Annotated in this window: 27 protein-coding genes; 14 read left to right on the top strand and 13 right to left on the bottom strand. The window is 57.4% G+C overall.

Annotation, left to right across the window (positions count from 1 at the left end; all coding sequences use genetic code 11):
* Window positions 1-81: 81 nt before the first annotated feature.
* Both SYNCC9902_RS03480 and SYNCC9902_RS03475 read left to right on the top strand, forming a co-directional pair.
* The gene (locus SYNCC9902_RS03480; protein ID WP_011359499.1) at window positions 82-1,335 is read left to right on the top strand and encodes a 1-deoxy-D-xylulose-5-phosphate reductoisomerase; all 1,254 of its coding nucleotides are present in this window, start codon (window positions 82-84) and stop codon (window positions 1,333-1,335) included.
* Window positions 1,332-1,691: a (2Fe-2S) ferredoxin domain-containing protein gene (locus tag SYNCC9902_RS03475; protein WP_011359498.1), complete on the top strand. Its 360-nt coding sequence runs from the start codon at window positions 1,332-1,334 to the stop codon at window positions 1,689-1,691. Before SYNCC9902_RS03480 ends, SYNCC9902_RS03475 begins: the two co-directional genes overlap by 4 nt.
* Here SYNCC9902_RS03475 and SYNCC9902_RS03470 read toward each other — a convergent pair.
* Genes SYNCC9902_RS03470 through SYNCC9902_RS03455 form a run of 4 tightly spaced genes read right to left on the bottom strand, consistent with a single transcriptional unit; the run spans window position 1,649 to window position 5,557 of the window.
* Window positions 1,649-2,674, bottom strand: coding sequence for an alpha/beta fold hydrolase (locus SYNCC9902_RS03470; protein ID WP_011359497.1), 1,026 nt, complete (start codon window positions 2,672-2,674; stop codon window positions 1,649-1,651). The genes SYNCC9902_RS03475 and SYNCC9902_RS03470 overlap by 43 nt on opposite strands.
* A gap of 20 nt (window positions 2,675-2,694) precedes the next feature.
* Window positions 2,695-4,113: an NAD(P)(+) transhydrogenase (Re/Si-specific) subunit beta gene (locus SYNCC9902_RS03465; protein ID WP_011359496.1), complete on the bottom strand. Its 1,419-nt coding sequence runs from the start codon at window positions 4,111-4,113 to the stop codon at window positions 2,695-2,697.
* Window positions 4,113-4,418, bottom strand: coding sequence for an NAD(P) transhydrogenase subunit alpha (locus SYNCC9902_RS03460; protein ID WP_009790292.1), 306 nt, complete (start codon window positions 4,416-4,418; stop codon window positions 4,113-4,115). The genes SYNCC9902_RS03465 and SYNCC9902_RS03460 overlap by 1 nt, the downstream gene beginning before the upstream one ends.
* Window positions 4,418-5,557 (bottom strand): Re/Si-specific NAD(P)(+) transhydrogenase subunit alpha, encoded by a 1,140-nt coding sequence (locus SYNCC9902_RS03455; protein ID WP_198001750.1) that lies wholly within the window; start codon window positions 5,555-5,557, stop codon window positions 4,418-4,420. The genes SYNCC9902_RS03460 and SYNCC9902_RS03455 overlap by 1 nt, the downstream gene beginning before the upstream one ends.
* A 124-nt stretch (window positions 5,558-5,681) precedes the next feature.
* Between SYNCC9902_RS03455 and SYNCC9902_RS03450 the strand changes: the two genes are divergently transcribed.
* The 4 genes from SYNCC9902_RS03450 to trxB all read left to right on the top strand — a co-directional run bounded on the left by SYNCC9902_RS03450 (window position 5,682) and on the right by trxB (window position 9,667).
* Window positions 5,682-6,260 (top strand): hypothetical protein, encoded by a 579-nt coding sequence (locus SYNCC9902_RS03450; RefSeq protein ID WP_041424858.1) that lies wholly within the window; start codon window positions 5,682-5,684, stop codon window positions 6,258-6,260.
* A gap of 177 nt (window positions 6,261-6,437) precedes the next feature.
* Window positions 6,438-7,844, top strand: coding sequence for a DEAD/DEAH box helicase (locus SYNCC9902_RS03445; RefSeq protein WP_071818399.1), 1,407 nt, complete (start codon window positions 6,438-6,440; stop codon window positions 7,842-7,844).
* 97 nt (window positions 7,845-7,941) lie between these two features.
* Entirely contained in the window at window positions 7,942-8,190 is a 249-nt protein-coding gene (locus SYNCC9902_RS03440; protein ID WP_041425314.1) for a hypothetical protein, read from the top strand.
* Between the two features lie 103 nt (window positions 8,191-8,293).
* The gene (gene trxB / locus SYNCC9902_RS03435; protein WP_011359491.1) at window positions 8,294-9,667 is read left to right on the top strand and encodes a thioredoxin-disulfide reductase; all 1,374 of its coding nucleotides are present in this window, start codon (window positions 8,294-8,296) and stop codon (window positions 9,665-9,667) included.
* A gap of 27 nt (window positions 9,668-9,694) precedes the next feature.
* On the opposite strand, the gene infA is transcribed toward trxB, so the two are convergent.
* Window positions 9,695-9,964, bottom strand: coding sequence for a translation initiation factor IF-1 (gene infA, locus SYNCC9902_RS03430; RefSeq protein ID WP_006041809.1), 270 nt, complete (start codon window positions 9,962-9,964; stop codon window positions 9,695-9,697).
* A gap of 380 nt (window positions 9,965-10,344) precedes the next feature.
* Between infA and SYNCC9902_RS03425 the strand changes: the two genes are divergently transcribed.
* A complete protein-coding gene (locus SYNCC9902_RS03425; protein ID WP_011359490.1) occupies window positions 10,345-10,986 on the top strand; it encodes a pseudouridine synthase in 642 nt (213 codons plus the stop codon).
* Here the strand turns inward: SYNCC9902_RS03425 and SYNCC9902_RS03420 are convergent.
* The 5 genes from SYNCC9902_RS03420 to SYNCC9902_RS03400 are packed head-to-tail and all read right to left on the bottom strand — an operon-like array spanning window position 10,940 to window position 14,330.
* The gene (locus SYNCC9902_RS03420; RefSeq protein WP_011359489.1) at window positions 10,940-11,740 is read right to left on the bottom strand and encodes a methyltransferase domain-containing protein; all 801 of its coding nucleotides are present in this window, start codon (window positions 11,738-11,740) and stop codon (window positions 10,940-10,942) included. The genes SYNCC9902_RS03425 and SYNCC9902_RS03420 overlap by 47 nt on opposite strands.
* On the bottom strand, window positions 11,740-11,955 hold the full coding sequence (locus SYNCC9902_RS03415) for a hypothetical protein (RefSeq protein ID WP_011359488.1): 216 nt from the start codon (window positions 11,953-11,955) through the stop codon (window positions 11,740-11,742). The genes SYNCC9902_RS03420 and SYNCC9902_RS03415 overlap by 1 nt, the downstream gene beginning before the upstream one ends.
* Window positions 11,956-12,007: 52 nt before the next feature.
* On the bottom strand, window positions 12,008-12,970 hold the full coding sequence (locus tag SYNCC9902_RS03410; protein ID WP_011359487.1) for an NAD(P)H-binding protein: 963 nt from the start codon (window positions 12,968-12,970) through the stop codon (window positions 12,008-12,010).
* Between the two features lie 55 nt (window positions 12,971-13,025).
* Window positions 13,026-13,124: a cytochrome b6-f complex subunit PetM gene (gene petM / locus SYNCC9902_RS03405; protein ID WP_011359486.1), complete on the bottom strand. Its 99-nt coding sequence runs from the start codon at window positions 13,122-13,124 to the stop codon at window positions 13,026-13,028.
* Between the two features lie 27 nt (window positions 13,125-13,151).
* Window positions 13,152-14,330 (bottom strand): N2,N2-dimethylguanosine tRNA methyltransferase, encoded by a 1,179-nt coding sequence (locus SYNCC9902_RS03400; RefSeq protein WP_011359485.1) that lies wholly within the window; start codon window positions 14,328-14,330, stop codon window positions 13,152-13,154.
* Between SYNCC9902_RS03400 and SYNCC9902_RS03395 the strand changes: the two genes are divergently transcribed.
* On the top strand, window positions 14,308-15,342 hold the full coding sequence (locus tag SYNCC9902_RS03395; protein ID WP_011359484.1) for an alpha/beta fold hydrolase: 1,035 nt from the start codon (window positions 14,308-14,310) through the stop codon (window positions 15,340-15,342). The two genes, SYNCC9902_RS03400 and SYNCC9902_RS03395, sit on opposite strands and share 23 nt — an antisense overlap.
* Complete coding sequence (ilvN, locus tag SYNCC9902_RS03390; protein ID WP_011359483.1) at window positions 15,339-15,869, top strand: acetolactate synthase small subunit; 531 nt, start codon at window positions 15,339-15,341, stop codon at window positions 15,867-15,869. Before SYNCC9902_RS03395 ends, ilvN begins: the two co-directional genes overlap by 4 nt.
* A 2-nt stretch (window positions 15,870-15,871) precedes the next feature.
* Here the strand turns inward: ilvN and SYNCC9902_RS03385 are convergent, their stop codons facing one another.
* Together SYNCC9902_RS03385 and SYNCC9902_RS03380 are read right to left on the bottom strand one after the other, a co-directional pair.
* Window positions 15,872-16,552 carry a peptidylprolyl isomerase gene (locus SYNCC9902_RS03385; protein ID WP_011359482.1) on the bottom strand — a complete coding sequence of 227 codons (681 nt, stop codon included), beginning with the start codon at window positions 16,550-16,552 and terminating at the stop codon, window positions 15,872-15,874.
* A 5-nt stretch (window positions 16,553-16,557) separates the two neighbouring features.
* On the bottom strand, window positions 16,558-17,094 hold the full coding sequence (locus tag SYNCC9902_RS03380; protein ID WP_011359481.1) for a photosystem I assembly protein Ycf4: 537 nt from the start codon (window positions 17,092-17,094) through the stop codon (window positions 16,558-16,560).
* A 190-nt stretch (window positions 17,095-17,284) separates the two neighbouring features.
* Here SYNCC9902_RS03380 and psbD point away from each other — a divergent pair, with 190 nt between their 5' ends.
* The 5 genes from psbD to cysK all read left to right on the top strand — a co-directional run bounded on the left by psbD (window position 17,285) and on the right by cysK (window position 23,676).
* Entirely contained in the window at window positions 17,285-18,340 is a 1,056-nt protein-coding gene (psbD, locus tag SYNCC9902_RS03375; protein ID WP_009788239.1) for a photosystem II D2 protein (photosystem q(a) protein), read from the top strand.
* Window positions 18,324-19,712 carry a photosystem II reaction center protein CP43 gene (gene psbC / locus SYNCC9902_RS03370; protein WP_011359479.1) on the top strand — a complete coding sequence of 463 codons (1,389 nt, stop codon included), beginning with the start codon at window positions 18,324-18,326 and terminating at the stop codon, window positions 19,710-19,712. Before psbD ends, psbC begins: the two co-directional genes overlap by 17 nt.
* A gap of 246 nt (window positions 19,713-19,958) precedes the next feature.
* A complete protein-coding gene (locus SYNCC9902_RS03365; RefSeq protein WP_011359478.1) occupies window positions 19,959-21,137 on the top strand; it encodes a trans-sulfuration enzyme family protein in 1,179 nt (392 codons plus the stop codon).
* Complete coding sequence (locus SYNCC9902_RS03360; protein WP_011359477.1) at window positions 21,134-22,609, top strand: PLP-dependent transferase; 1,476 nt, start codon at window positions 21,134-21,136, stop codon at window positions 22,607-22,609. The genes SYNCC9902_RS03365 and SYNCC9902_RS03360 overlap by 4 nt, the downstream gene beginning before the upstream one ends.
* An 80-nt stretch (window positions 22,610-22,689) precedes the next feature.
* Window positions 22,690-23,676 carry a cysteine synthase A gene (gene cysK / locus SYNCC9902_RS03355; protein ID WP_011359476.1) on the top strand — a complete coding sequence of 329 codons (987 nt, stop codon included), beginning with the start codon at window positions 22,690-22,692 and terminating at the stop codon, window positions 23,674-23,676.
* Window positions 23,677-23,748: 72 nt separating this feature from the next.
* Here the strand turns inward: cysK and queA are convergent, their stop codons facing one another.
* On the bottom strand, window positions 23,749-24,843 hold the full coding sequence (gene queA, locus SYNCC9902_RS03350; protein ID WP_011359475.1) for a tRNA preQ1(34) S-adenosylmethionine ribosyltransferase-isomerase QueA: 1,095 nt from the start codon (window positions 24,841-24,843) through the stop codon (window positions 23,749-23,751).

The raw sequence follows: 24,843 nt of genomic DNA, 5'->3' as shown, positions 1-24,843 counted from the left end.
CGGTGATGTTCCAAAGCTGTCAATCAGCTTGCCAGCGTTTGAGCAACCTGGTGGGAGACTGGTAAAAACGACTGGGACCGCATGAAAGCCATCAGCGTGCTGGGTTCCACAGGGTCGATCGGTACACAGACCCTGCAAATCGTTGACGACTTCCCCGACCAGTTCCGCGTCGTAGCGCTCACAGCGGGCCGCAATTTGGCCCTTTTGGTGGAGCAGATCCAGCGGCATCAGCCGGAGCTGGTGGCCTTGGCCGATGAAGCCTTACTTCCAGAATTGAAACAGCGTTTGGAGGCCCTTGATCCCTCCGACCGACCCGCTCAATGTCCTGAAATGGTGGGAGGCCCAGATGGTCTAGAGGTAGCCGCCTCTTGGGGCAGTGCCGAGCTTGTGGTGACAGGCATCGTGGGCTGCGCCGGCCTCCTACCCACCCTGGCTGCCGTGCGGGCTGGCAAGGATCTGGCTCTGGCCAACAAGGAAACCCTGATTGCAGCAGGCCCGGTGGTCTTGCCCGAGCTGAAAAAAAGCGGCAGTCGATTGTTGCCAGCGGATTCAGAACACTCCGCCATTTTTCAATGCCTGCAAGGCACCCCATGGGCTGACACCGCTCGCCTATCCACCGGCGTACCCACCCCTGGGCTGCGACGCATCCAACTCACCGCATCGGGTGGTGCATTCCGCGATTGGAACGCCGCAGACCTTGAGAAGGCCACGGTTGCTGATGCCACCAGTCATCCCAACTGGAGCATGGGCCGCAAAATCACGGTCGATTCCGCCTCCTTAATGAACAAAGGCCTGGAGGTGATCGAAGCTCATTACTTATTCGGGCTGGATTACGACCACATCGAAATCGTGATTCATCCCCAAAGCATCATCCACTCGATGGTGGAGATGGCCGATTCCTCGGTGTTGGCGCAACTGGGCTGGCCCGACATGAAACTACCCATCCTGTATTGCCTGAGCTGGCCGTCCCGATTGGAAACACCTTGGCGGCGCCTTGATCTCACGGAAGTGGGACAACTCAGCTTCCGTGCACCCGATCCCAATAAATATCCATGCATGGAATTGGCCTATGCCGCGGGCCGCGCTGGGGGAACGATGCCCGCCGTGATGAATGCCGCCAACGAAGAAGCCGTGGCCCAGTTCCTTGAAGAGCGCATCCACTTCCTCGATATTCCTGAAGTGATCGAAGCGGCTTGCGAGCGCCACAAACCCGATCTCATGGCCCATCCCCAACTCGATGATGTGCTGGAGGTGGATCAATGGGCGCGGACGGCGGTGCGTGAACAGGTGAGTCGAGGCACCACGAGGATTCCAGGCCCTGCCGTCGCGGCATGACTCCAGCCAAGATCAGTCATCACCTTCTGCTTTGCGCCACCCCGAGCAAGGCCAAATGCTGTGATCCCGCCAAGGGAGCAGCTACTTGGGATGCTCTGAAACAGGGTGTCAAACGCCTTGGACTCGAAGCCGCATCCCGGCCTGAAGGCATGGTGTTGCGCAGCAAAGTTGATTGTTTACGAATCTGCGATCGCGGACCCGTACTGCTGATTTGGCCCGATGGCACTTGGTATGGAGAGGTCACTCCCGACCGCATTGAACGGATTCTCACCGAACACGTGATCGGCGGAGAACCGATCGAAGAATGGCTGATTCAACGGTCGACGATGGACCCCAACCAGGCAGCGGCGAGCTGATCACCCCAGCAGCCCCCTCGACCATGAAACCCGTTATGTCCTCCCTTTCTGGTGAACTGCAACCCGATCGGGCTCATGGTCTCCAAGGCATTTGCCAAGTGGATGGCAGCTGAGGCTGGCACCCATGGATCATCCAACGCCTGAAGCAACAAGGTGGGCGGCAGCTTGTCTTGCCCAGCGATGAGATGAAGCAACGGTGAGGCCTCCCGGTAATAGGCCTCCACGTCGTTAAAGCCCCACCGCGGTGCCGTCACGGCAGCATCGAAGGCGCGAATTGTGCGCGGGGCAGCATCACCGCTGAGCTCTTCTAACTCTGTAGCGCTAACGCCGAAGGGATCCGCAAGGGTCTGACGCACCAACCGCTTGAGCAGCCAACGTTGATACACCCGATTCCGGGGACGCTCGATCGAGGCACTGCAATCCGCGAGATCCAGCGGACTGCTCGCACAAAAAAGCCCATCCAAAACCCCAGGAAAACTGAGGCAGGCATTGAGCAACATCGTTCCCCCCAGGGAAATGCCAGCACCCAACAACGGACGATCACCGGCCAGCTCACGGGCACGGGCAATCACCGGCAGGAGGTCACTGTTGCAGCGTGCCGCATAGGTGCCGCCGGCAAATTCACGACCAGGATCCGCTCCCCTCAGATTGAGACGCAGCACGGCAAATCCAGCCGACTGCAAACAAAGCCCCATCCGCCGTAGGCCTTCCCGGGAACTCGACCCTCCCAAGCCATGCAGCAACAACACCAGGCCACGGGGCTCCCGATTCGGTTGATCAAGAAGGGCCAAGAGTTGTCCGGATTGCGCCGCCCCCGTTGGCAGCGCAGGCACATCCACCAACACCCGACGACCCGTCTCATCGGGAAGATCCACGGTGCGAAGGGTGTCGCGCAGTGTTTGGAGATCACCCCCAAACCAAGGAAAACGCTGCTGAAACGAAGAAACCCCCAGCTGCTTCAACAGCTGAGGGTCATTCGCCATCTGAGCGGATTGGTCAGTCACTACTTGCCAACGCCGAGATCCTTGAGCTCCACGAGCAGATCTCCCAGAACCTTTTTGGCATCGCCAAACACCATCGAGGTATTCGCCAGATCAAACAGATCGTTTTTGATCCCGGAATAGCCGGCACTCATGCCCCGCTTCACCACAAACACCGTGCGGGCTTGCTGCACGTCGAGCACAGGCATGCCGTACAACGGTGAATTGGGATCGGTCTTGGCCTGGGGATTCACCACGTCATTGGCTCCCAACACCAACACCACATCGGTGGCAGGGAACTCAGGATTAATCACATCCATCTCCTTGAGCTGCTCGTAGGGCACATCGGCCTCTGCGAGCAGAACATTCATATGGCCTGGCATACGGCCAGCAACGGGATGAATCGCGTAGGTGACATCAATTCCCGCAGCCTCAAGGGAACGGGTGACCTCACGCAGCGTGTGCTGAGCTTGGGCCACGGCGAGTCCATAGCCAGGAACAATGATCACCCGCTCGGCCGCCTCAAGCGTGAGGGCGCACTCTTCAACACTGCAGCTCGTGATGTTGGTGTATTCACCACCACCCGCACTCGAGCTGGAGCTTGCTCCAAGCGCTCCACCAAACAACACGGACACCAGGGAACGGTTCATGCCGTTACACATCACCTGGGTGAGGATCAAGCCGGCAGCTCCCACCATCGCTCCCGCCACAACAAGCAACTGACTGCCGACAACAAAACCTGCTGCTGCTGCTGCAACACCGGAGTAGCTGTTCAGCAGAGAGATCACCACGGGCATATCAGCACCACCAATCGGCAGCGTTACGCCAATGCCCAACAAACTGGAGGCCACCACCAACAGCCACAGGCCCGTGGCACCACCGGTGGTTCTCACCATTTCAATGGCACCCACCAACGCCGCGACGGCCAAGGCGATATTCACGGCATGGCGCAGCCGGCTTTGCATCCAGGGGGGCGTCGACAGCCAGCCCTGCAACTTCGCCATCGCCACAATCGAACCGGTAAAGGTGATCGAGCCCACGAAGACTGACACGACAATCGACACCAGCGCGACGGGTCCCGTTGCATCGAGTGCAATCGGTTCCAAAGCTGCAGCCAAAGCCACAAGTAATGACGACATGCCACCACAACCGTTGAAAAGAGCAACGGTCTCGGGCATCGACGTCATCGGAACCCGCTGGGCCGTGATCACCCCGAGAACACCACCGACGATGCTTCCACCAACGATCCAAGACCAAGCTTGGGTGTTGAAGGTTGGTACCCCGACGTAATTCACCAGTAGGCCAACGACCGCCAAGCCCATCGCAACAGCCGCCAATTGGTTCGCCCCTCGGGCGGACCTCACTTTCGACAAACCCTTGATACCAAGGGCCAACAACAGAACGGCGACAAGATCGATCACGTATTTGATGTAGTCAGTCATCAGCGGTTCTCCTTGCGTGCGGGCTTACGGCTGAACATCGCCAGCATTCGATCCGTGACGAGAAAGCCACCGATCACGTTGAACAGGGCAAAACCCAGGGAAACCGAGCCGAGCACTAACAGGGTTGGATTGCCGTCGGCCTTGATGATGGCTGTGAGAGCTGCCAGCACCGTGATGCCCGAGATGGCATTGGCACCACTCATCAGCGGTGTGTGCAATGTGGGTGGAACTTTCCCGATGAGTTCAAGACCGAGAAGGCTGCCCAAGAGCAGCACCCATAAAAATTCAACAAACGAGGATTCCATCAGTTGGCTCCTGGGGTAAGAACGTCGCCGCGGCGGATCGAGCCGTCCTGAGCAATCAAACAACCGGCAATCAGTTCATCATCGAGATCCAAACTGAACTGGCCATCCTTCATCGTGGGCTCCAGCAGAGCCACAAGGTTGCGGGCGTACAGCGCACTGGCGTGGTTGGGAACAGTGCAGGGAAGGTCGTTCCCCCCAATCAACTTCACCCCTTTGCGGTCCACGGTCTGTCCGGGGACCGTATCCGCACAATTGCCGCCCTGCGCCACGGCTAAATCCACAACAACGGCACCAGGGCGCATGCGATCGAGCATGTCTTCACTGATCAAACGGGGGGCACGGCGGCCCGGCACCTGGGCGGTACAGATCGCCACATCCGCCTCGGCCAATTGGTCAGACAATTGCTGACGCTGCGCAGCGAGAAAAGCATCGGAAGCCTGCTTGGCGTAGCCACCGGATTCAGCAGGTTTGTCGTCCGTTTCTGGCGGCTCGATAAAGCGAGCGCCGAGGGATTCCACCTGTTCCTTCACGGCGGGCCGGATATCACTCACGTAAACCACCGCTCCGAGACGGCGGGCCGTTGCCACCGCCTGCAATCCAGCCACTCCAGCGCCAAGAATCACCACCTTGGCTGGCTGCACCGTGCCGGCAGCCGTCATCAGCATCGGGAAGTAGCGATCCAAGGCGGACGATGCCAACAGCACCGATTTATATCCAGCGATATTCGCTTGAGATGAAAGAGCATCAGCCGACTGAGCACGGCTGATTCTTGGCAGCAGCTCTAGGGCCATCGCCGACAGGCCTGCCTGTTGGAGGGTCGTCGCTAAAGCCGCGTTGGCATAGGGCGCCATCAAACCCACCACCAACGCCCCCTGATGCAGACGACGCAAGTTCTCTGACGAAGGCGGCTGCACACAGAGAAGGATGTCGGCTTGGGACCAGGTACTGGCGTCCCCAACCGCAACCAACGCTGCACCCTGATCGGAATAGGCGGCGTCTAAATAACCCGACGCCACACCGGCGCCGCGCTCAACTGAGACCGAACAGCCGAGCGAAATAAATTTTTTGACCGTGTCGGGCGTTGCCGCGATCCGGGTTTCTCCCGGTGTCGACTCCACCGGTATCAGAAGTCTGGGCAAGGCGAACACATCCACCGACCCAATCAAGATTACGAGGTCATCATCTTGAGATCCGCAGGATTGTTGAAGAACGCGGCCGAAAGCCGCTGGTGTGGCTAGTTCAAAGGAACATCTCGTGTTTTGTATGGGTCTCAGCGCAATCGAATGTCCAGATGGCGTTTGCCACAGCCACCACGGTGGCCACTCAGTAGAACGCGAAACGATGAAATCGACCCTGCAGGAGCACGGCAGGGACTGGTGCGAACGCTTGGCTGAGCGGATTTATGAGATGTCGGTCGACACGTTCTCTCAAAGCGTGATGCCCAGCCTGCATGCATCGGGCTGGCAACGGCGCCATCTGGACTGGGAGTTCAAACTTGCCGAAAACGATTCCGAGCCCGATCAGACCTTGGTCGACGGCATCATCAATGCCACCGAAAGCTTCCTGCGCAGCAGTGAAGTGCACCGCTTGTTCATCCAAGAGCTGGTGCAGGGCACGTTTGCTGAGGCGAGTGAAGACGAGCTTCGTGTTCAAGCCGTTCGCACCCTCGTTGAGAAAGAACTGCTCGCGATGATTGAAGAACGGCGCCAAGACCTGCTCGACCGTGTGGCCCATCAACTCATGGATACGGCCAAGGGTGACTTCGAAGCCGCACGTCACGCCACGGAAGATGCCCTCGAAGAAGTTGAACGCTTGGTGTTGAACCACGCCGACGCCCTTTGAACCGTTTGTTGGCTTGATTTGAAGGAGTGGCCTGCCACCGACGTCTTGTCTGACGTTGGTGGCAGGCCCTCAAGAGGTGCCAAAGCCTTTCGAAATCGTTAAAAAGACTCAACCTTCTTCAGGAACACCATCAGCGCCTGCAGCTTCAACCTTCCGGCTCACGCCAACTCGGCACCGATCCAACCGCGGGAATGGCAACAACATCTGATTCAGTTGTTACGCCGCCGACTGGATCAACTCTCCAGCGGCTCGCCCGCTGCTGACCTTGGCGACATTCTTGTATTTGCCGGACCTGGAGCAGGCAAAACCCTTGGGGCATTACTGGGCTTTTCCAGCATGCGACGCGAGGGCCATCTGGATCAATTTGTGGTGTTCTGCCATCGAACATCAATCCTGGAGCAGTGGAAACAAGCAGCGGCTGGACTCGGTTTAAGCCTTGAGGAATGGCCCTGCACCGATGCGGCGGCCAAAGCGGCTGATGGACTGCTGGTGACATATCAGGGAGCGGGGCGTCAGCTCAAACCTCTGCAGCAGCAACTCGGGCAACTTCAAGCTGATCGCTGCATGGCGATTGCCGATGAGGCTCACCACCTTGGGCTGGATCCTGAAGACCCCAAAGCACCGGCATGGGGACAAACCTTCCAAGCGCTGACCGAAAGCTTCAAGTTGCGCGTCGGACTCACTGGCACACCATTCCGCGCCGACAACTTGGGGTTCTGCGCAGCCCGCCGGATTCGCATTGTTCAAGACGGCATGGTGATGGAGCAAATTCGCCCTGATCTATGCGTTGAGCCGAGGGACTTGATCGCCGCTGGAGACGTGCGACCTCTCGAATTCCGCTTTCAAGACGGGTGGGTGGAGCACAGTCGAGAAGGGATGCCCGACCGCGACGTGTCACCCCTCTCCGCCGAACATCGGGAAAGCTGGCGAGCCCGCAACCTTCGCCGCGCCATCCGCTTGGCCGACAGCAGCAGCATCGGTCAACAGGTGTTGCTGCGAGCGCAACGCAAGTTGACGGACTTACGGCAAAGCCATCCTGATGCGGCAGGACTTGTCATTGCCAGGGATATTGATCACGCCGAAGCCATCGCCACGCTGCTGAAGGAAGACGGCAATCGCGTGGAGCTCGTGCATTCCCAAAGCCCACAGGCGGCAGAGCGGCTCCATGGATTTCAGTGCGGCACGGCCGACTGGCTCGTCAGCATTGATATGTGTGCTGAGGGTTTTGATGCTCCACGCCTAAGGGTTGTGGCTTACCTCACCACCGTGGTTACCCGAAGTCGGTTTGTTCAAGGCATCACCCGGGCGGTTCGGATGACGGCAACCCTTGCGGCCAAGGAGACCATCCCCCGCGCACCCTCGTTTGTTTTTGCTCCAGCCGACCCACTCCTGATGGAGTACGCCCGTTCTTGGTCGATCGCGGAGCCCTACGTTTTACGTCCGCGCGAGGATGCCGAGGCGGACGAACTTGGGGCTGGTGGGCACTGGCGTGGTCCCAGCCTTCCCATGGAGGCTGTCGAAGATGGAGCCGGGAATGTGATCCGTCTCAAGACACCAGAACTTCCACTGTTTTTGCAGCAGTGATTACAGCTTTCTTGAGAGAAAAATGCGAAGTTTTCAACATGAGGGCCACGACTTAGCCCTTGGATCAACCAACCTGGCCCACAACGAAGAGATTGTTATGGATGCAGCAATGGAGCGCCGAATCAATGTTGCGACCAACTGGGCATCAACTCGGATTGCTTATCTCGACAAAGATGAGCGCTATGAAGACAGTTATGCCATCACCCAAGAATTTCGAGAATGGATTACATGCATCGGCGAAAACGTTGCGATGCTCGATGACACAATCCTGATCGCGCCAAATAATCCGAAAAATTCGGAAGGCATCAACGACCGCCCGTCAAACGATCATCAAGTCGAAATCTAAAGGTTTTATTTATTTTTGGAGGTGTAGGTAATACGAACTCCACCCGGCACGTTCAGCATCTTTCAGGCCTTAGATTTAACTCATAGTGAATCCGCATAAGAGCATGGTTTCTGGTGCTCCCGAGTCGATTGAAAACCTTGTAATTGTTGGGTCAGGGCCGGCTGGATATACAGCAGCCATCTATGCCGCCAGAGCCAACCTCCAGCCCATCTTGGTAACGGGATTCCAGCGAGGAGGAATTCCGGGCGGGCAACTCATGACCACGACCCACGTCGAGAACTTTCCTGGATTTCCCGATGGAGTGCTCGGACCAGATTTGATGGATTTGATGAAGGCTCAAGCGGTTCGCTGGGGAACCCATTTGCTTGAGGCCGACGCAGATTCTATTGATCTAAGCCAGCGCCCATTTCAGATTCAAGTTGAAGGGGAAACTATTCGGGCCCATGCAGTTGTGATTGCAACGGGCGCCAGTGCTAACCGCTTGGGATTGCCCTCAGAGGAGAAATTTTGGAGCCGTGGCATTAGTGCCTGTGCAATTTGTGATGGAGCGACACCCCAATTCCGCAACGCCGAACTCGCCGTTGTCGGTGGCGGTGATTCCGCCTGCGAAGAGGCCGTTTATCTCACGAAATACGGCAGCCACGTGCATCTGATCGTGCGCTCCGAACGGTTACGGGCCAGCGCCGCCATGGCCGACCGAGTGCTTGCTAACCCAGCCATCACCGTGCATTGGACCAGTGAGATTGTCGATGTAAGCGGTGAAGACTGGATGGAGACGCTTACCTTGCGAAACCGCATCGATGATTCAACCACTGACTTTGCGGTCAAAGGCTTGTTTTATGCCATTGGCCATACCCCCAACACCGAGCTGTTGAAAGGTCAAATTGACCTCGATAGCAAGGCTTATCTCGCCACAACATCAGGCCGCCCAGAAACATCCATTGATGGCGTGTTTGCAGCTGGTGATGTGGCGGACGCTGAATGGAGGCAAGGCATTACAGCAGCTGGCAGCGGCTGTAAGGCAGCCTTAGCGGCCGAGCGTTGGCTGAGCCATCACGATTTAGCCACCCTAATGAAACGGGACAACGTTGAGCCAGCCAAGGCGGAACGACCGGTCAACGTGGATGTCACCACGGAAGCCACCTACAGCCCTGAAGGGCTCTGGCAAAAAGGGGGTTACGCCCTTCGCAAGCTTTATCACGACAGCAACAAACCAATTCTTGTGGTTTACACCTCACCAAGCTGTGGCCCTTGCCACGTGTTGAAGCCTCAGCTTCAACGGGTGATCAATGAGCTCGACGGGGCCGCCCAAGCGATCGTGATTGATATCGAATCCGACCAAGAGATTGCCGAGCAGGCAGGGGTGAGCGGTACCCCCACCATTCAGCTGTTTCACCAAAAAGCGATGGTGAAGCAATGGCGTGGGGTGAAACAACGCAGTGAGTTCAAACAGGCCATCGAAGCCCTGATCAGTTAATCCCTGCGCCCCCAACACCAAATCTGATCAGCGGCGCCGTGGTCCACCTGGGCGATTGCCGCCTGGGCGTCCGCCGGGTGCTCCGGCATTGCGCTCGCGGTAGGTGATCCGCCCGCGGGTGAGGTCGTAGGGACTGATTTCGACAAGCACCTTGTCGCCAGCCAACAATTTGATCCGAAATTTGGTCAGCTTTCCTGCAGCGCGACATAGACACTGGTGACCGGCAGGCTGCTCGAGCGTGACTAGATAGAACCCATTGCCCTGTTCCTTCTCGATCACACCCGAGGTTTCGATCATGCGCTGGTGAGGGTTTCAACCTGTAATGCCATTCACTTTAGGAGGGTGCATGCAGAACCCATTCACAGATTTTTCCCTTTAAGGTCGACGCTCGCTGAAACCAAATCGATGATGCTCCCCCCCCTTACCCTCGATTTGGGCTTGCTTCTGATTTCCATCGGAGCGGTCAACCTTTGGCGTGCACGCCAAGGCAATGCCCAATAAGACAAGGATTGTTCAACGCCATCGACGTTGAATCCAATCATGCCAAAAGAAAGCTGATCAACCCCCAATCAAAATCTTTAACCATAAAAATATTTTTATCTGAAGTAATTTCTGGAAATTCATCCCGGAGATTTTTACTTTAGAGTTTTCTTTAAAGAAGTCATCAGCTGAACCTCTTGACGACTTTGTTGCTCCATAAGCCATACGGGGTGCTTAGCCAGTTCACTCGCGAAGAGAACAGTCGCTGGGCCAGCCTGCAAGATTTTGTTGATACACCCGATGTGTATGCAGCTGGTCGTCTGGATGCCGACAGCGAAGGATTACTTGTACTCACAAGCAATGGACGACTCCAACAACAGTTAACCGATCCTCGCTTCGGTCATTGGCGAACCTATTGGGTTCAAGTGGAGGGAACTCCCCAGCCCCATCAATTACAACAACTTCGCGACGGCATCACGGTGCAGGGCCATCGCACGCGTCCGGCCAAAGCCGCATGGCTTAAAGCTGAAGCCATACCAACCATCGGGGATCGCGTCCCGCCGATTCGGTACCGCGCAACCATCCCCACTCACTGGCTGGAAATCTCCCTCACGGAAGGCAGGAATCGTCAGGTGCGTCGCATGACCGCAGCCGTTGGCCTACCCACGCTTCGATTGGTCCGCCACACCATCGACCTCATGGATGGGGGCACTCCCTTGACTCTGACAGGACTCGAACCCGGCGCATCGCGGGCAGTGAGCAAGGAGGAAGAAGCTCGTTTTGTGCAGTTGCTTAAGGGCAGCAACCCGAAGAACCAGGCAGATCGCCGACGAGGGTGACAGCCCGAAACTCGATTCCTTCAACTTCCCTCCAGGGATCCTGGCTGCGATCGGCGTAATGCACCTGCTCGAAACCAAGGCGGCGGAAGGCATCAAGAAATGCGCTCTCTTCCCAGGCTCCGCTGATACAGCCGCTCCAGAGATCTGGATCGTCCTGAAGGTGCTGGGGCACAACTTGATCGCAAACAATGTCGCTGATGGCGACTCGACCACCTGGAGCAAGAACGCGTCGAATGTTGGCCAAAAGTCGCTCTCGATCGGAAGGATTCACCAAATTGAGAACGCAATTACTTAAGACCAAATCAACGCTTTCATCAGCGACAAGGGGTGTTCCATCGTCGATGGGGGCATCAAGCGCCTCAATGGATCCATCAACAAACTGAACATTGTTGTAGCCAATCGCCTCAGCAACTTGGGCCGCAGCACCACGGGACAAGGCCAACATCTCGACGTTGCGGTCGATGCCAATGACGGCACCATCAGCACCCACAAGTTGAGAACAAATGAAGGCGTTCTTGCCGCTGCCACTGCCAAGATCCAACACCCGATCACCCGCACGAACCCAGCGAGTGGGATCTCCACAGCCGTAATCACGCTCGACAACGGCCTTCGGGATCACACGCAGGAGTTCAGGATCAAACCCCACAGGGGTGCACAAACAAGCCTCTTGCGCATGAGCGGCAGCGCCATAACGCTCCTCCACGGCACGGGTTTGATCAAAAGCATCCGATGGCGGACAACAAGAATCAGGCATCAGCCGATGGCCTCCTGCAGCTCACGCACAACATTCCACTGGCCATACCAATAATTTGCCTCTGCTCTCCTGGCCGGGTCTTCTAAGCCATCAATGGCATCGGGGCCAACGGTTCTCCAAAGCTCATGGCCACACGCACGGTTCAGGCCTTGCTCAGCCTCGTCAGAGAGCAAAAGCAGTCGGCGCTGCAGATTTTTGAGCTGAGCGACGGCCATAGGACCAAGAAATCTAGATTAATAGTACAAATCAACTAAGAGAAAACAAGGCCTAGAAGGGAAGTTTTTTCTTGGCGTCTTTATCAAGATCCGCCTCCATCTCACGAAGCTTCTTGAGAATCGTGTCGTAGTACTCCCGGATATAACTCTCCATATCCGTTGTCTCGGCTTCATCCAAGCCGAACGCGGCATAACTGGATTTCATCGGAGCATCGAGGGCCTGACCACCACCGGTGACTTCTGCGAAGGCCAGACGTTCGGCCACATTTACGGCAGGTTCGAAAAATGAAGCAACGCCTTGCATCAGCTTGATCAAGATCGGCTGAACGCGGAACACACGCGCCGTCTTGTCGCTGCAACGCTCGCACAGCTGAACCAGTTGCCCTGTATTCCAGGGTTTAGGGCCCACAACAGGGAAGGTTCCCCTCACCGTTTCTGGACGTTCGAGGGCCGCCACCGCAAAACGGGCCATGTCCTGGGTGTTCATATAAGCAATCGCCGTAGGACTTCCACTCACCCAAACGGTTTGGCTTTCCAACACTGGGATTGCGAATTGGCTGATCACACCCTGCATAAAAGCTGCGCCTTGGAGGATGGTGTAATCAAAATCCGAAGCCTCCAGCAGATTCTCAGTACATGCCTTGATGTCCATCAACGGCACATCGCGATACCGGTGGGCCCCTAGCAACGAAAGGAACACGAATCGCTTCACATTGGCGCGATCACAGGCCTTCAGGAGATTGAGCTTTCCGTCCCAATCAGACTCGTAAATGCTCTGCGGATCACTAGGGCGACTGGTGGCGGCATCGATCACCGCATCAACACCGTCAAGGGCGTAATCGAGGCTGTCGGGCTCCAACAGGTCACCACGTGTGAGCTCACAGCCCCACTCCTGCAAAAACGCCGCCTTGCGAGGGGTTCGGACCATGCAACGAACCTGATGCCCTGAATCCAAGGCTCGACGAGCAATCTGCCGTCCGAGGGTGCCCGTTCCTCCAACCACCAGAACCTGCATGGCACCTCGACTTCAAGGTGGCGAGCTTAGTGGGCTTGAGGCAAAAGCTGCTGAATCAATCGCCCTCAAGTTTCAACAGCAAGGCACCACCGACAAGACCAATGGGGATCAAAACCCAGAAAATGGCGGCCGTTCCGAAAATTTCTGAAGCCATGATCGAGGCGCAACTTTCACGCTCCATTTAAGTCCCTTCGGAACACAAATCAGCGCAAAGCCTTAACAGGACTGTTAAATCTGCATCGGTTCGCAATTGCCCAGCCATCACGCCACTGGGATAGGCCTGAAATCCGGCTCGCCGCACCGCTGTGACGAGCTGGTTCAAGGGCGGCGGCCCACCAATACCAACACGTCGCGCCAACTCATCGGTGGGCCAAACCGTTGCCGGACTGCCTGGGTCGGCCTCTAAACGCTCCAGCAACCGCTGCGTCTGATTGGAGATAGCCCCCGGTTCCCGCAGCCAGGGATCGCGGCGCAACGCAGCCAAGGTTTGAGGATCCTGCAGAGGTCCGATCCAGAGGGGACCGCTCACACTCCACCGACCTGCTCCGCTTGCACAGCGACAGGCTGGCCACCCACTGAGATTTCTCAAAATCTGCACCACTTGCGATCCACAGGCGTCACAACGAGCCAAGAGGCCCAAGCGATGCTCCTCGCCCGGTTGAAGATGCCGCCGCATGCGCACACCAACCCGAAAGGTTCTTCCTTCACTGAAACAAAGCAGGGGTTGAAGACCCCGACCCAACATCCAAGCTTGACGGGCCAGCAATCCAAGTTGGTGGCGCAAAGCCAATTCCCAGCTCGCAGGATGCACCCGTGCAGCCGCACCAAGGCTGCGAACCGCTCCAGCGCGGTCGTGGCCCGTTGGGGAGCGCCCATCCGTACTTGCCAGCAGCAGCAGCCCCTCGAACCGCAAGGCTTGTAAAACCGGCTGAATTAATGCCCCAGGGGCGCCGAACGCATCAAGATCGATCAAATCGAAAAAGCGGCCTTCCAGATACGCCTGTGCCAACACCACCTCGGCAGCCTGGGAACTGATGCGCACCGGCATCGGGAGACCACTCAGGTTGCTCTCCAGGCAGGGCAAACGATCTGGGTCGCCATCGTTCACCCAGAGCTCAACCCGCTCTGCTCTGGCTGGAACGGCTTCTAATCCCCAGCGCAAACCACGAATTCCGCACCCTGCCATGAGATCGAGCCAGCGGAGTTGGCCCTCCGCGTTCTGCTGTTGATGACGGGCCAACAGCACCGAACAGTCCCGGGAAGGCCGAGAATCCGGACGAAAAAACCCCGATCCCAGCGTTAGGGAGGCAGACCCTTCGCGATAGTGATGATCCGGTATGCCCAGAGCTGTGTCAGCCAATGCACTCCAGCCTGCCGAGCCATGGTGCCCGGAGGCCGAAACCAGCGCCTGGGGGCACCACCACGAATGGACTTGGCGTCGACAGCCAAGTCGTAGAAACCAAAATCAACAATGGACATGCCATTGGCGAGTTTTGGGGCCAAGCCATGGCCCAGCCCTCGTGCTCTTGCATGGTTTCGGGGCCTCGAGCGGGCACTGGCGGCGCATCGCGCCGAAACTGGCGGCCCAGGGCTGGCAAGTGTTCAGCCTCGACCTCTTGGGATTTGGCGCGTCGGAGCAATCGGGGATTCGCCAGGGAGGTCCACTGGATAACCGGATTTGGGGACAGCAAACCGCTGCCTTTCTCCAGGAGATTGTTCAGCGGCCCGCCGTACTCGTGGGGAACTCCCTGGGTGGTCTCAGTGCCCTCACCACAGCCGTTCTGACGCCCGATTTGGTGAGAGCACTCGTGGCAGCACCGCTGCCTGATCCGGCCCTGCTCCAGCCGGTGCCACGACGACGTTCACCGTGGCGACGACGCTGGCAACGGGGATGGCTCAGCTTGATCGTTCAACTGATTCCCTTGCAGTGGATCGTGCCAGTGATTGCCCGCAGCAAGCTGATTCGGCTTGGACTGCAAGGTGCCTACACCTGTTCCATCACCAACGACCTTGATCTGCAGCAGCTGATTTGTCGTCCAGCCCGCCGACCGACCGCAGCCCGAGCCCTACGGGCCATGACTCTTGGCATGGGTCTTCGACCCAGCGGAGCAACAGCTCCGGCCCTACTGGAACAGCTAGCGACAACACAACTGCCGATGTTGATGCTCTGGGGCCGAAACGATCGTTTTGTCCCCCTCAGCGTCGGCCAAAAGGTTGTGGATCAACACCCCTGGGTGGAGCTCAAAGTGCTCAATCACTGCGGGCATTGCTCCCACGATGAGGACCCGAATCAGTTCCTAAATGCTCTGCTGCCCTGGCTGGACCGTAACTTGGGTAACAGCAGACCAGCAGGGGACGTTCAGCAGATATGAAGCACACCCTTTCGGTGCTTGTGGAGGACGAATCTGGAGCACTCAGCCGCATCGCCGGATTGTTCGCCCGCCGTGGTTTCAATATCCACAGCTTGGCTGTGGGGCCAGCGGAAGCCGATGGCCAATCGCGCTTAACGATGGTGGTGGAAGGAGATGCGCAAACCCTGGAGCAGATGACCAAACAGCTGGACAAGCTGGTCAACGTTCTCCAGGTTCTGGATCTAACCCAGCGTCCTGCAGTGGAACGCGAACTGATGCTCCTGAAAGTGAAAGCCCCAGCCGAAACGCGAAGCGCAGTGTTTGATCTGGTTCAGGTGTTCCGCGCCAAGGTTGTCGACGTGGCCGATGAAGCTCTAACCCTTGAAGTGGTGGGCGACCCCGGAAAGTTGGTAGCTCTTGAACGCCTGATGAAGCCCTTCGGCATCCTTGAAATCGCACGAACCGGAAAAGTGGCCCTCGAGCGGGCTTCCGGGGTGAACACCGAACTGCTCAAGGTTTCACCCAGCGAAACGCGGATCCCCGCTTGAGTTCAATCGCCAAGGCTGGCTTTGGTGATCCGATCCCCCTGGCGAATCTCATCAACAACGTCCATGCCCTCAATCACCCTCCCGAAAACGGCATAGCGGCCATCCAGTTCTGGTAAAGGCTTTAAGGCGATATAAAACTGAGCGCTGGCGGAGTCTGGGGCCTGAGACCGTGCCATCGCCACCGAGCCACGTTCATGGTTCAGCCTGAGGGAATCCAGCTGACTGGGATTGGTAATTTCCCGGCTGTAGCGGGGATTCTCTTCTCCACGGAAACCAATCTCCAGAGGAATCATTCGGGATTGACCGGTTTGTGGATCAACAAAACTTCCGGTGCCCAATTGATTTAAGGGAACGGAACGATCCGTTGACTTGGGATCTCCCCCTTGAACAACGAAGGGAACGGGTTCGCGCACCACGCGATGAAACATCGTTCCGTCGTAGGTGCCACGACGCACCAAATCCACAAAATTGCCAGCTGTGATCGGCGCAGCATCACCATCAACCTCGATCGTGATCTCGCCGCGATTGGTGCTCATCTGAACCTGGGTTGTGCCCTGAAGACAAGGAACATTTGCGTCGGCACAGGATGGTGTTGGCGATGCCTGCGGTGAAGGACTGCAACTCACCATCAAGGGGAAGAGAAGCAGCAACGACCACACAACACGACGAAAAGGAGAACGCATGGGAATCAAAGCCCTTCGAGATTGACGCCAAGAAAACGGGCGAGTTCAGCTCCTTCCTGCTCGAGCTGAGCCAATGGCAGCGGCTCACCCACCCGGGTTAGGGGAAGATCGCGACGCCCCTGGAGACGCAGAGACACGCGGCGGCGGGCATTGAACCCATCACGCACTTCCACTTTCACCGCCTTGACATCTTTCAAGGGAAATTCCACGCAAACCGGGCGACGGAAACCCCGACGGCTGATCACCACAACACCAGATTCTTTATCGAAACGATTGCTTCCAGAGCCCACGTCGACAGCGATCACATACCAGAGGTAGGAGGCCAACAGTGCAGCGGCGATGCTGTACAGGCCCATCACCAGGCCCTGCGGAACAAAAATCAGAGCTGCAGGATGCCCAAAGGGCAACAGGTCTTGTCCGAGATAGCTGGAAAGTGACGCCAACAAGAAGCCAACACCTCCAACACTGACGGCTGCGGCCACCAAAAAATTAGAAAGTCGCCTTGAGCCGAGCACCGATTGCTCCAGCACTGCTGCGGACATGAAGAGGGCGGTATTTACTGCTCATTGTGGAGGGAGACGGCGCGCAATAGCGAAAGCAAAAGAAATCCCAAAGAAACGAAGCGATACAAGGGATTTCAGGTGATGCAAACACGCCCCACAGCACGGGTTGAGATTGTTAAGGTCGCTGGCGTATCCAACAGCCTGCGGTTTTCCGCACCCGTTCACCCTCATGACGATCGCTGTAGGACGCGCGCCTCAGCGGGGATGGTTTGACGTCCTCGATGACTGGCTCAAGCGCGACCGCTTCGTATTCATCGGCTGGTCTGGCCTACTTCTGCTCCCGACGGCCTACATGGCTATCGGTGGCTGGCTGACCGGCACCACATTTGTCACCTCCTGGTACACCCACGGCATCGCGTCGTCGTACCTCGAAGGTTGCAACTTCCTCACCGCTGCTGTTTCGACCCCCGCTGACGCGATGGGTCACAGCTTGCTGCTGCTCTGGGGCCCAGAAGCCCAGGGCGATTTTGTCCGCTGGTGTCAACTCGGCGGCCTCTGGGCTTTTGTTGCCCTGCACGGTGCTTTCGCACTGATCGGCTTCATGCTGCGTCAGTTCGAAATTGCTCGTCTCGTCGGCATTCGTCCCTACAACGCCATTGCCTTCTCCGGCCCGATTGCGGTGTTCGTCAGTGTTTTCCTGATGTACCCCCTCGGCCAGAGCAGCTGGTTCTTCGCGCCATCCTTCGGTGTGGCAGCGATCTTCCGCTTCCTCCTCTTCTTGCAGGGCTTCCACAACTGGACGCTGAACCCCTTCCACATGATGGGAGTGGCCGGCATCTTGGGCGGCGCTCTGTTGTGTGCCATTCACGGTGCAACCGTGGAAAACACACTGTTCGAGGATGGTGAGCAAGCGAACACCTTTAAGGCGTTCGAACCCACCCAGGAAGAAGAGACCTATTCCATGGTCACCGCCAACCGCTTCTGGAGCCAAATCTTCGGAATTGCGTTCTCCAACAAGCGCTGGCTGCACTTCTTCATGCTGTTCGTGCCAGTGATGGGCCTCTGGACTAGCTCCATCGGCATCATCGGTCTGGCCCTCAACCTGCGCGCCTATGACTTCGTGTCACAGGAAATCCGCGCTGCTGAGGACCCCGAATTTGAGACCTTCTACACCAAGAACATTCTTCTGAATGAAGGTCTGCGTGCCTGGATGGCACCGGCTGACCAGCCGCATGAAAACTTCGTCTTCCCTGAAGAGGTTCTGCCCCGTGGAAACGCCCTTTAATGCTGGTCTTGTCGCCACTGGCGGCAAAGACCTCGACTCCACTGGCTATGCCTGGTGGTCTGGAAATGCCCGCCTGATCAACCTTTCAGGCCGTTTGCTTGGCGCCCACGTGGCCCATGCCGGTTTGATGGTGTTCTGGGCTGGCGCAATGATGCTGTTCGAGGTGAGTCACTTCACCTTCGATAAGCCCATGTATGAGCAGGGCTTCATCTGCATGCCCCACGTCGCAACCCTCGGTTACGGCGTAGGACCCGGCGGAGAAGTCACTGATCTCTTCCCATTCTTTGTGGTTGGTGTTCTGCACCTGATCAGCTCAGCCGTTCTTGGCTTGGGTGGTCTGTACCACGCCCTGCGTGGTCCTGAGATTTTGGAGAACTATTCCTCCTTCTTCTCCCAGGACTGGCGCGACAAAAATCAGATGACCAACATCATTGGTTATCACCTGATTCTTCTTGGCGTCGGCTGCTTGCTGCTGGTCTTTAAGGCCATGTTCTTCGGCGGCGTCTACGACACCTGGGCCCCCGGCGGTGGCGACGTTCGTCTGATCACGAACCCCACCCTCGACCCCGGTGTGATCTTCGGTTATCTCTTCCGCGCCCCCTTTGGTGGCGAAGGTTGGATCATCGGAGTGAACTCGATGGAAGACATCATTGGTGGTCACATCTGGTTGGGCCTAACGCTGATCTTCGGTGGCATTTGGCACGCCATCACCAAGCCTTTCGGCTGGGTGCGTCGTGCCTTCATCTGGAATGGTGAGGCCTACCTGAGCTACAGCCTGGGTGCCTTGAGCTTCATGAGCTTCATCGCATCGGCCTACATCTGGTTCAACAACACCGCCTATCCCTCTGAGTTCTGGGGCCCTACCAACGCGGAGGCATCCCAAGCTCAAAGTTTCACCTTCCTGGTGCGTGACCAACGCCTTGGAGCCAACATCGGTTCTGCCATGGGTCCCACCGGCCTCGGCAAATACCTGATGCGCTCACCAACCGGTGAAATCATCTTCGGTGGCGAAACCATGCGTTTCTGGGACTTCCGTGGTCCTTGGTTGGAGCCCCTCCGTGGCCCCAACGGTTTGAGCCTCGACAAATTGCAAAATGACATTCAGCCATGGCAAGTGCGCCGTGCAGCTGAGTACATGACGCACGCCCCCAACGCTTCTCTGAACTCCGTTGGCGGCATCATCACCGAGCCAAACTCGGTGAACTACGTGAACCTTCGTCAGTGGCTGGGAGCAGCACAATTCGTGCTCGCTTTCTTCTTCCTGGTGGGTCACCTCTGGCATGCAGGCCGCGCCCGCGCCGCCGCAGCTGGTTTTGAAAAAGGCATCGATCGCAAAGCAGAACCCGTTCTCGGAATGCCGGATCTCGACTGATCAATCAGCCGATTTCCACGATCGTCCAACAAGCAACCCTCATCACATTGATGGGGGTTTTTTATTGGCCAGGTGAAATCACCCAAACGACCATCTCGCCAAAGCGCAACTCTAGTAAAACAATATCGTGAATATCTCGTTACTATTTCGGCTACATATCGATTCAATATCGTGAATCGTTGCAATCCCTGCGATCTGGGAAGCATCGATTCGTAGCCTGAGTAGGCCGCTGTGATTGACGCCGCTGTGACGAACCCGGTGTCCGAGCCCGGATCCAACACCCCCGCAGTGGGAGTCAACACCCGGGTGATTCATCACGGTGAAAGCTTTGCTGGAGAGACCGGGTCGGTGATGCCCCCGATCTTTCCAACATCCACCTTCGCCCACGGCAACCCTGGCGGCTTTGATTACACCCGCTCAGGGAACCCAAACTTTCGAATTCTGGACGGAGTGCTGAGTGCACTCGAAGGTTGCGACCACACAACTGTGTTTGGTTCTGGCGTCAGCGCAATCACAGCGGTGGTGTCGCAACTCAAGCAGGGAGATCTGGTGTTGTGCGAGGAGAATCTCTACGGCTGCACCGTGCGGCTATTCGAACAGGTGTTTTCCAAGTTCGGGCTACGAACGCAATGGTTGGACTTCACTGAAGCCAATGCCCTTGATGTCCTGCGCAGCAGCAAGCCAGCAATGGTTTGGATTGAAAGCCCAACCAATCCACTCCTCAAGGTGATCGATATCGAGGCCGTGTGCGGCGTGGCCCGTGAGTTCGACATCCCCGTTGTCGTCGACAACACCTTCGCGACTGCTCTCGTTCAACGACCGTTGGAGCTCGGCGCGACGCTGTCCCTTACAAGCACCACGAAATACATCAACGGCCACTCCGATGCCCTTGGGGGGGCCGTCTCGACCAACGACGCTGGCTGGCATCAAAAAATGGTGTTTTCGCAAAAGGCTCTGGGATTACAACCCTCACCCTTCGACTCCTGGCTGATCACTCGCGGGATCAAAACGCTTCCACTGCGACTGAAGCAACAAATGGCGAATGCCGCTGCCTTAGCTGATCAATTGGCGTTGCATCCGAAGGTGGCGTGGGTGCGCTACCCCCACCGCAACGACCATCCTCAGCACGCTTTGGCCCAACGACAGATGAAGGGTGGAGGAGCAATCGTGACCGTGAGCTTCCAGGCCAGCCAAGAGGAAACCTATCGACTCTGCAAGCAGTTGAAGTGGTTCACCATGGCCGAAAGTCTTGGTGGCATTGAAAGCTTGATCTGCCACCCAGCCACCATGACCCATGCCGCCGTGTCGGCTGAGGTGAAGGCCAAACTCGGCATCGGCGACGGTTTAGTGCGCCTCTCGGTGGGCTGCGAAGACTTGGTGGATCTACAGGCCGACCTATCGCGAGCCTTGGAGCTGCTGGCGTGAGCGAGCGAAACCTGCTGAAGGAACCTTGCTGGCAGGGATCAGACCTCGGCCATCCTCTGCCCGATCACCCCCATGCCGTGTCGATGGCTCTCCCTCGATGGCGTGATGTGATCGCCTACGAAGAGCACGAAGCCACCTGCCGTGCAGCACTGCAAACGATTTATCCCCGCTTTGGACTGCACCCGTTCCTCCAAGAGCTAGCCAACCAAGTGCCCAGTGACGGTATGGGGGTGTGGCCCTTCGCTAGCAGGGCCGCTGCCGAAGCAGCCCAGAAGCATTGCCAAAGGAAATCGCCCCAGTCGAGCCTTCGTTTGCTGGATCAACACAAGATCAGCTGTTTATGCACGGATGCCGCGGCCAGCGCCCATGCCAAAGCCTTTTGGCAACACACAGGACTCGGAGCTTCATCGCGGCAGGCGGCCATAGCCCTTGGCCACGAGTTGGCACCAGCACCCCATCAAGGGGAGCAGGCTCGACAACGCGTTCGGCAACGGCTAGCCGAAATACACCATTGCTCTGAAGAGCACATCAGCCTTGTTCCAGCCGGTATGGCTGCACTCCACGCTGGATTAGAGGCCGTTCAAACCCTGCGACCTGGCCGACCCACCTTGCAGCTGGGCTTTCCCTATGTGGATGTCTTGAAACAACCTCAGGTGGTGTTCCATGGCAGTGAGTTACTCAGAACCACGAATCTGGGCGACATCGTCGCCACATTGGACCGGCTGGATCCCGCGGCGGTGATTGTGGAACTCCCCAGCAATCCGCTGTTGCGCTGTGTGGATTTACCGGCCGTCGCGGAACTCGCCCATGCCCGAGGAATCCCCCTCATCGCCGACGACACGATCGGAACTGGGATCAACCTCGAGGCACTCCCCTACGCAGACCTGGTTTTCACCTCGCTCACAAAAAGCTTTGCTGGACGCGGCAATGTGATGGCGGGATGTCTGCTGATCAGCCCCGACTCGCAGTGGAGGTCCACCCTGCTGGAGGCCATCGCACCAAGGGCGACTCTGAGTGACGCCGATGCCATTGCCCTAGAACAAAACAGCCGCGACGTGAACGATCGGGTGCCACGTCTGGATGCCAATTGCTTGGCACTGGCCCAAAAGCTGGAGAAGCATCCAGCCGTGAAGCGTGTGCTGCACCCCAAAGATTGCAAGAACTTCCAGGCCCTAAAGAAGCGCGGCGCCGGAGATGGTTGTCTGCTGAGCTTCGAACTGCATGCAGGCGAACGCAATGCTCAACGGGTTTTCGATGCGCTAAGGATTTGCAAAGGACCAAGCCTGGGCACCTCCTTCAGCCTGGTGTGCCCCTACACCCAACTGGCCCACTACGAGGAACTGGACTGGGCTGAAGCCTGTGGTGTTCCAGCTCATCTGCTCAGGGTTTCGGTTGGACTCGAACAACCAGATGAGCTCTGGAGCCGCTTCCGAGAAGCCCTATCCCATGCAACTAACCCAGGCAAAGTCTGAAAATGCCGTTAACAACTGAAGTTTTTACGCGTTTGATCACTAAGTTGACGACTTAGGGCCAATCCAAATACAGACGCGCTATGTCTCGCATTTACGACGACAACAGCCTCGCCATCGGCAACACCCCGCTGGTGAAACTGAATCACGTCACCAAAAACTGCAAAGCCACCGTCCTGGCGAAGATCGAAGGCCGCAATCCCGCTTACAGCGTGAAGTGCCGGATCGGCGCCAACATGATCTGGGACGCAGAAAAGAGCGGCAAACTCACAAAAGACAAGGTCATTGTTGAGCCCACATCGGGCAACACAGGGATCGCGTTGGCCTTCACCGCCGCGGCGCGTGGCTACAAGCTGATCCTCACCATGCCGGAGTCGATGTCGATCGAACGGCGACGTGTCATGGCTGTGATGGGAGCCGAAATCGTCTTAACCGAAGCTGCCAAAGGCATGCCCGGTGCGATTGCGAAAGCCAAGGAGATTGCCGACAGCAATCCCTCCAAATTTTTTATGCCTGGGCAATTCGATAACCCAGCCAATCCAGAGATCCATTTCAAGACCACCGGTCCTGAGATCTGGAACGATTGCGATGGTGCCATCGACGTGTTCGTGGCTGGCGTTGGCACCGGCGGAACGATCACCGGCGTGTCGCGTTACATCAAAAATGAGGCTGGTAAAGCGATTGAATCTGTCGCGGTTGAACCGAGCCACAGCCCAGTGATCACCCAAACCATGAATGGTGAAGCTGTGAAGCCTGGTCCCCACAAAATTCAGGGCATCGGTGCTGGCTTCATCCCCAAGAACCTCGACCTCTCAGTTGTCGACAAGGTCGAGCAGGTCACCAACGAAGAATCGATCGCCATGGCACTTCGTCTGGCCGAGGAAGAGGGTCTTTTAGTTGGGATCTCTTGTGGCGCTGCTGCCGCAGCCGCCATTCGCCTTGCAGAACAAGATGCCTATGCGGGCAAAACCATTGTTGTGGTTCTCCCCGACCTCGCTGAGCGTTACCTCTCCTCAGTGATGTTTGCCGAAGTGCCCACTGGAATCATCGAACAACCCGTCGCGGTTTAATTCAGCGCTGGCCCCTCAAGCCAAAGGCTCGGTTCGCCCTGCACAATGTGCGGGGCTTTTTTTTGGGCACCGTCAATTCGGGGTCACCCCTGGCAATACAGCGTCCGGAGAAATCCACATGGCATCGCCATAGGAAAAAAATCGGTACTCGTGATCAATCGCCTCGGCATACAGCGCCAGCAGCTTCTCCCGACCAATCAGGGCACTCACCAGCAGCAACAAGGAACTTTTCGGCAGATGGAAATTGGTCAATAAGCCCTGCACCACCGCAAAGCGATAGCCAGGCTGAATCACAAGGTTCACCGGACCGGTGAACGGTTTCAACACACCCCCTTGCAGCTGCGCAGCTCCCTCCAAAGCACGCACGCTGGTGGTGCCAACAGCGATCACACGGCCACGACACTGCTGAATGGCCTCCACCACTGACGCATTCACTTCAATCCATTCGCTGTGCAATTCCAGCTGGGTGAGATCTTCTGTCTCCACAGGGCGAAATGTACCCAGCCCCACATGCAGGGTGATCCTTGCCAATCCGACACCCTTGCCCTGCAAGGCAGCCAACAGTTCATCACTGAAATGAAGTCCTGCCGTTGGTGCCGCCACAGCACCCGGCCGATCCGCATAACGCGTTTGATAACGCTCGGCATCGCCAGGATCATGACGGTCGATGTAGGGCGGCAATGGCACTTCACCGCACTGATTGAGCAGGGCTTCGATCGATTCCGCATCCCTGCAATCCAAAGGAAACTGAACAATCCGCCCCCCACTGGCGGGATCCTCATGCAGCACCCGCAGAGTGATCGCTGTGCCATCAAGCGTGAGCAGATCGCCTGGACGCATCCGCTTGGCCGGGCGCGCCAAACAAAGCCATTGGCCATCACCACGGGGCTCTAGCACCAGCAATTCAGACACCCCACCACCAGAGCGGCGGACCTTGATCCTTGCCTTGAGCACCCTGGTGTCGTTCACCACCAGCAAGTCACCCGACCGCAGCTCCTCCAGCAGATCCCACACTTTCTGATGGCGCGCTGCCTGCACTCCATCGGTTTGGCCGGGGGCGATCAGCAGCCGCGCGTCATGGCGCGGCTCCACTGGAGCCTGAGCAATGCGCTCAGGCGGCAGGTGATACGCGTAACTGCTGAGCTGCTGATCGAGGGAATCCGGCAC

It is taken from the genome of Synechococcus sp. CC9902 (genome assembly GCF_000012505.1).
Lineage (GTDB): Bacteria > Cyanobacteriota > Cyanobacteriia > PCC-6307 > Cyanobiaceae > Parasynechococcus.
Note: the sequence above shows the minus strand (reverse complement) of the source record. Positions and strands in the feature narration are given on the sequence as shown.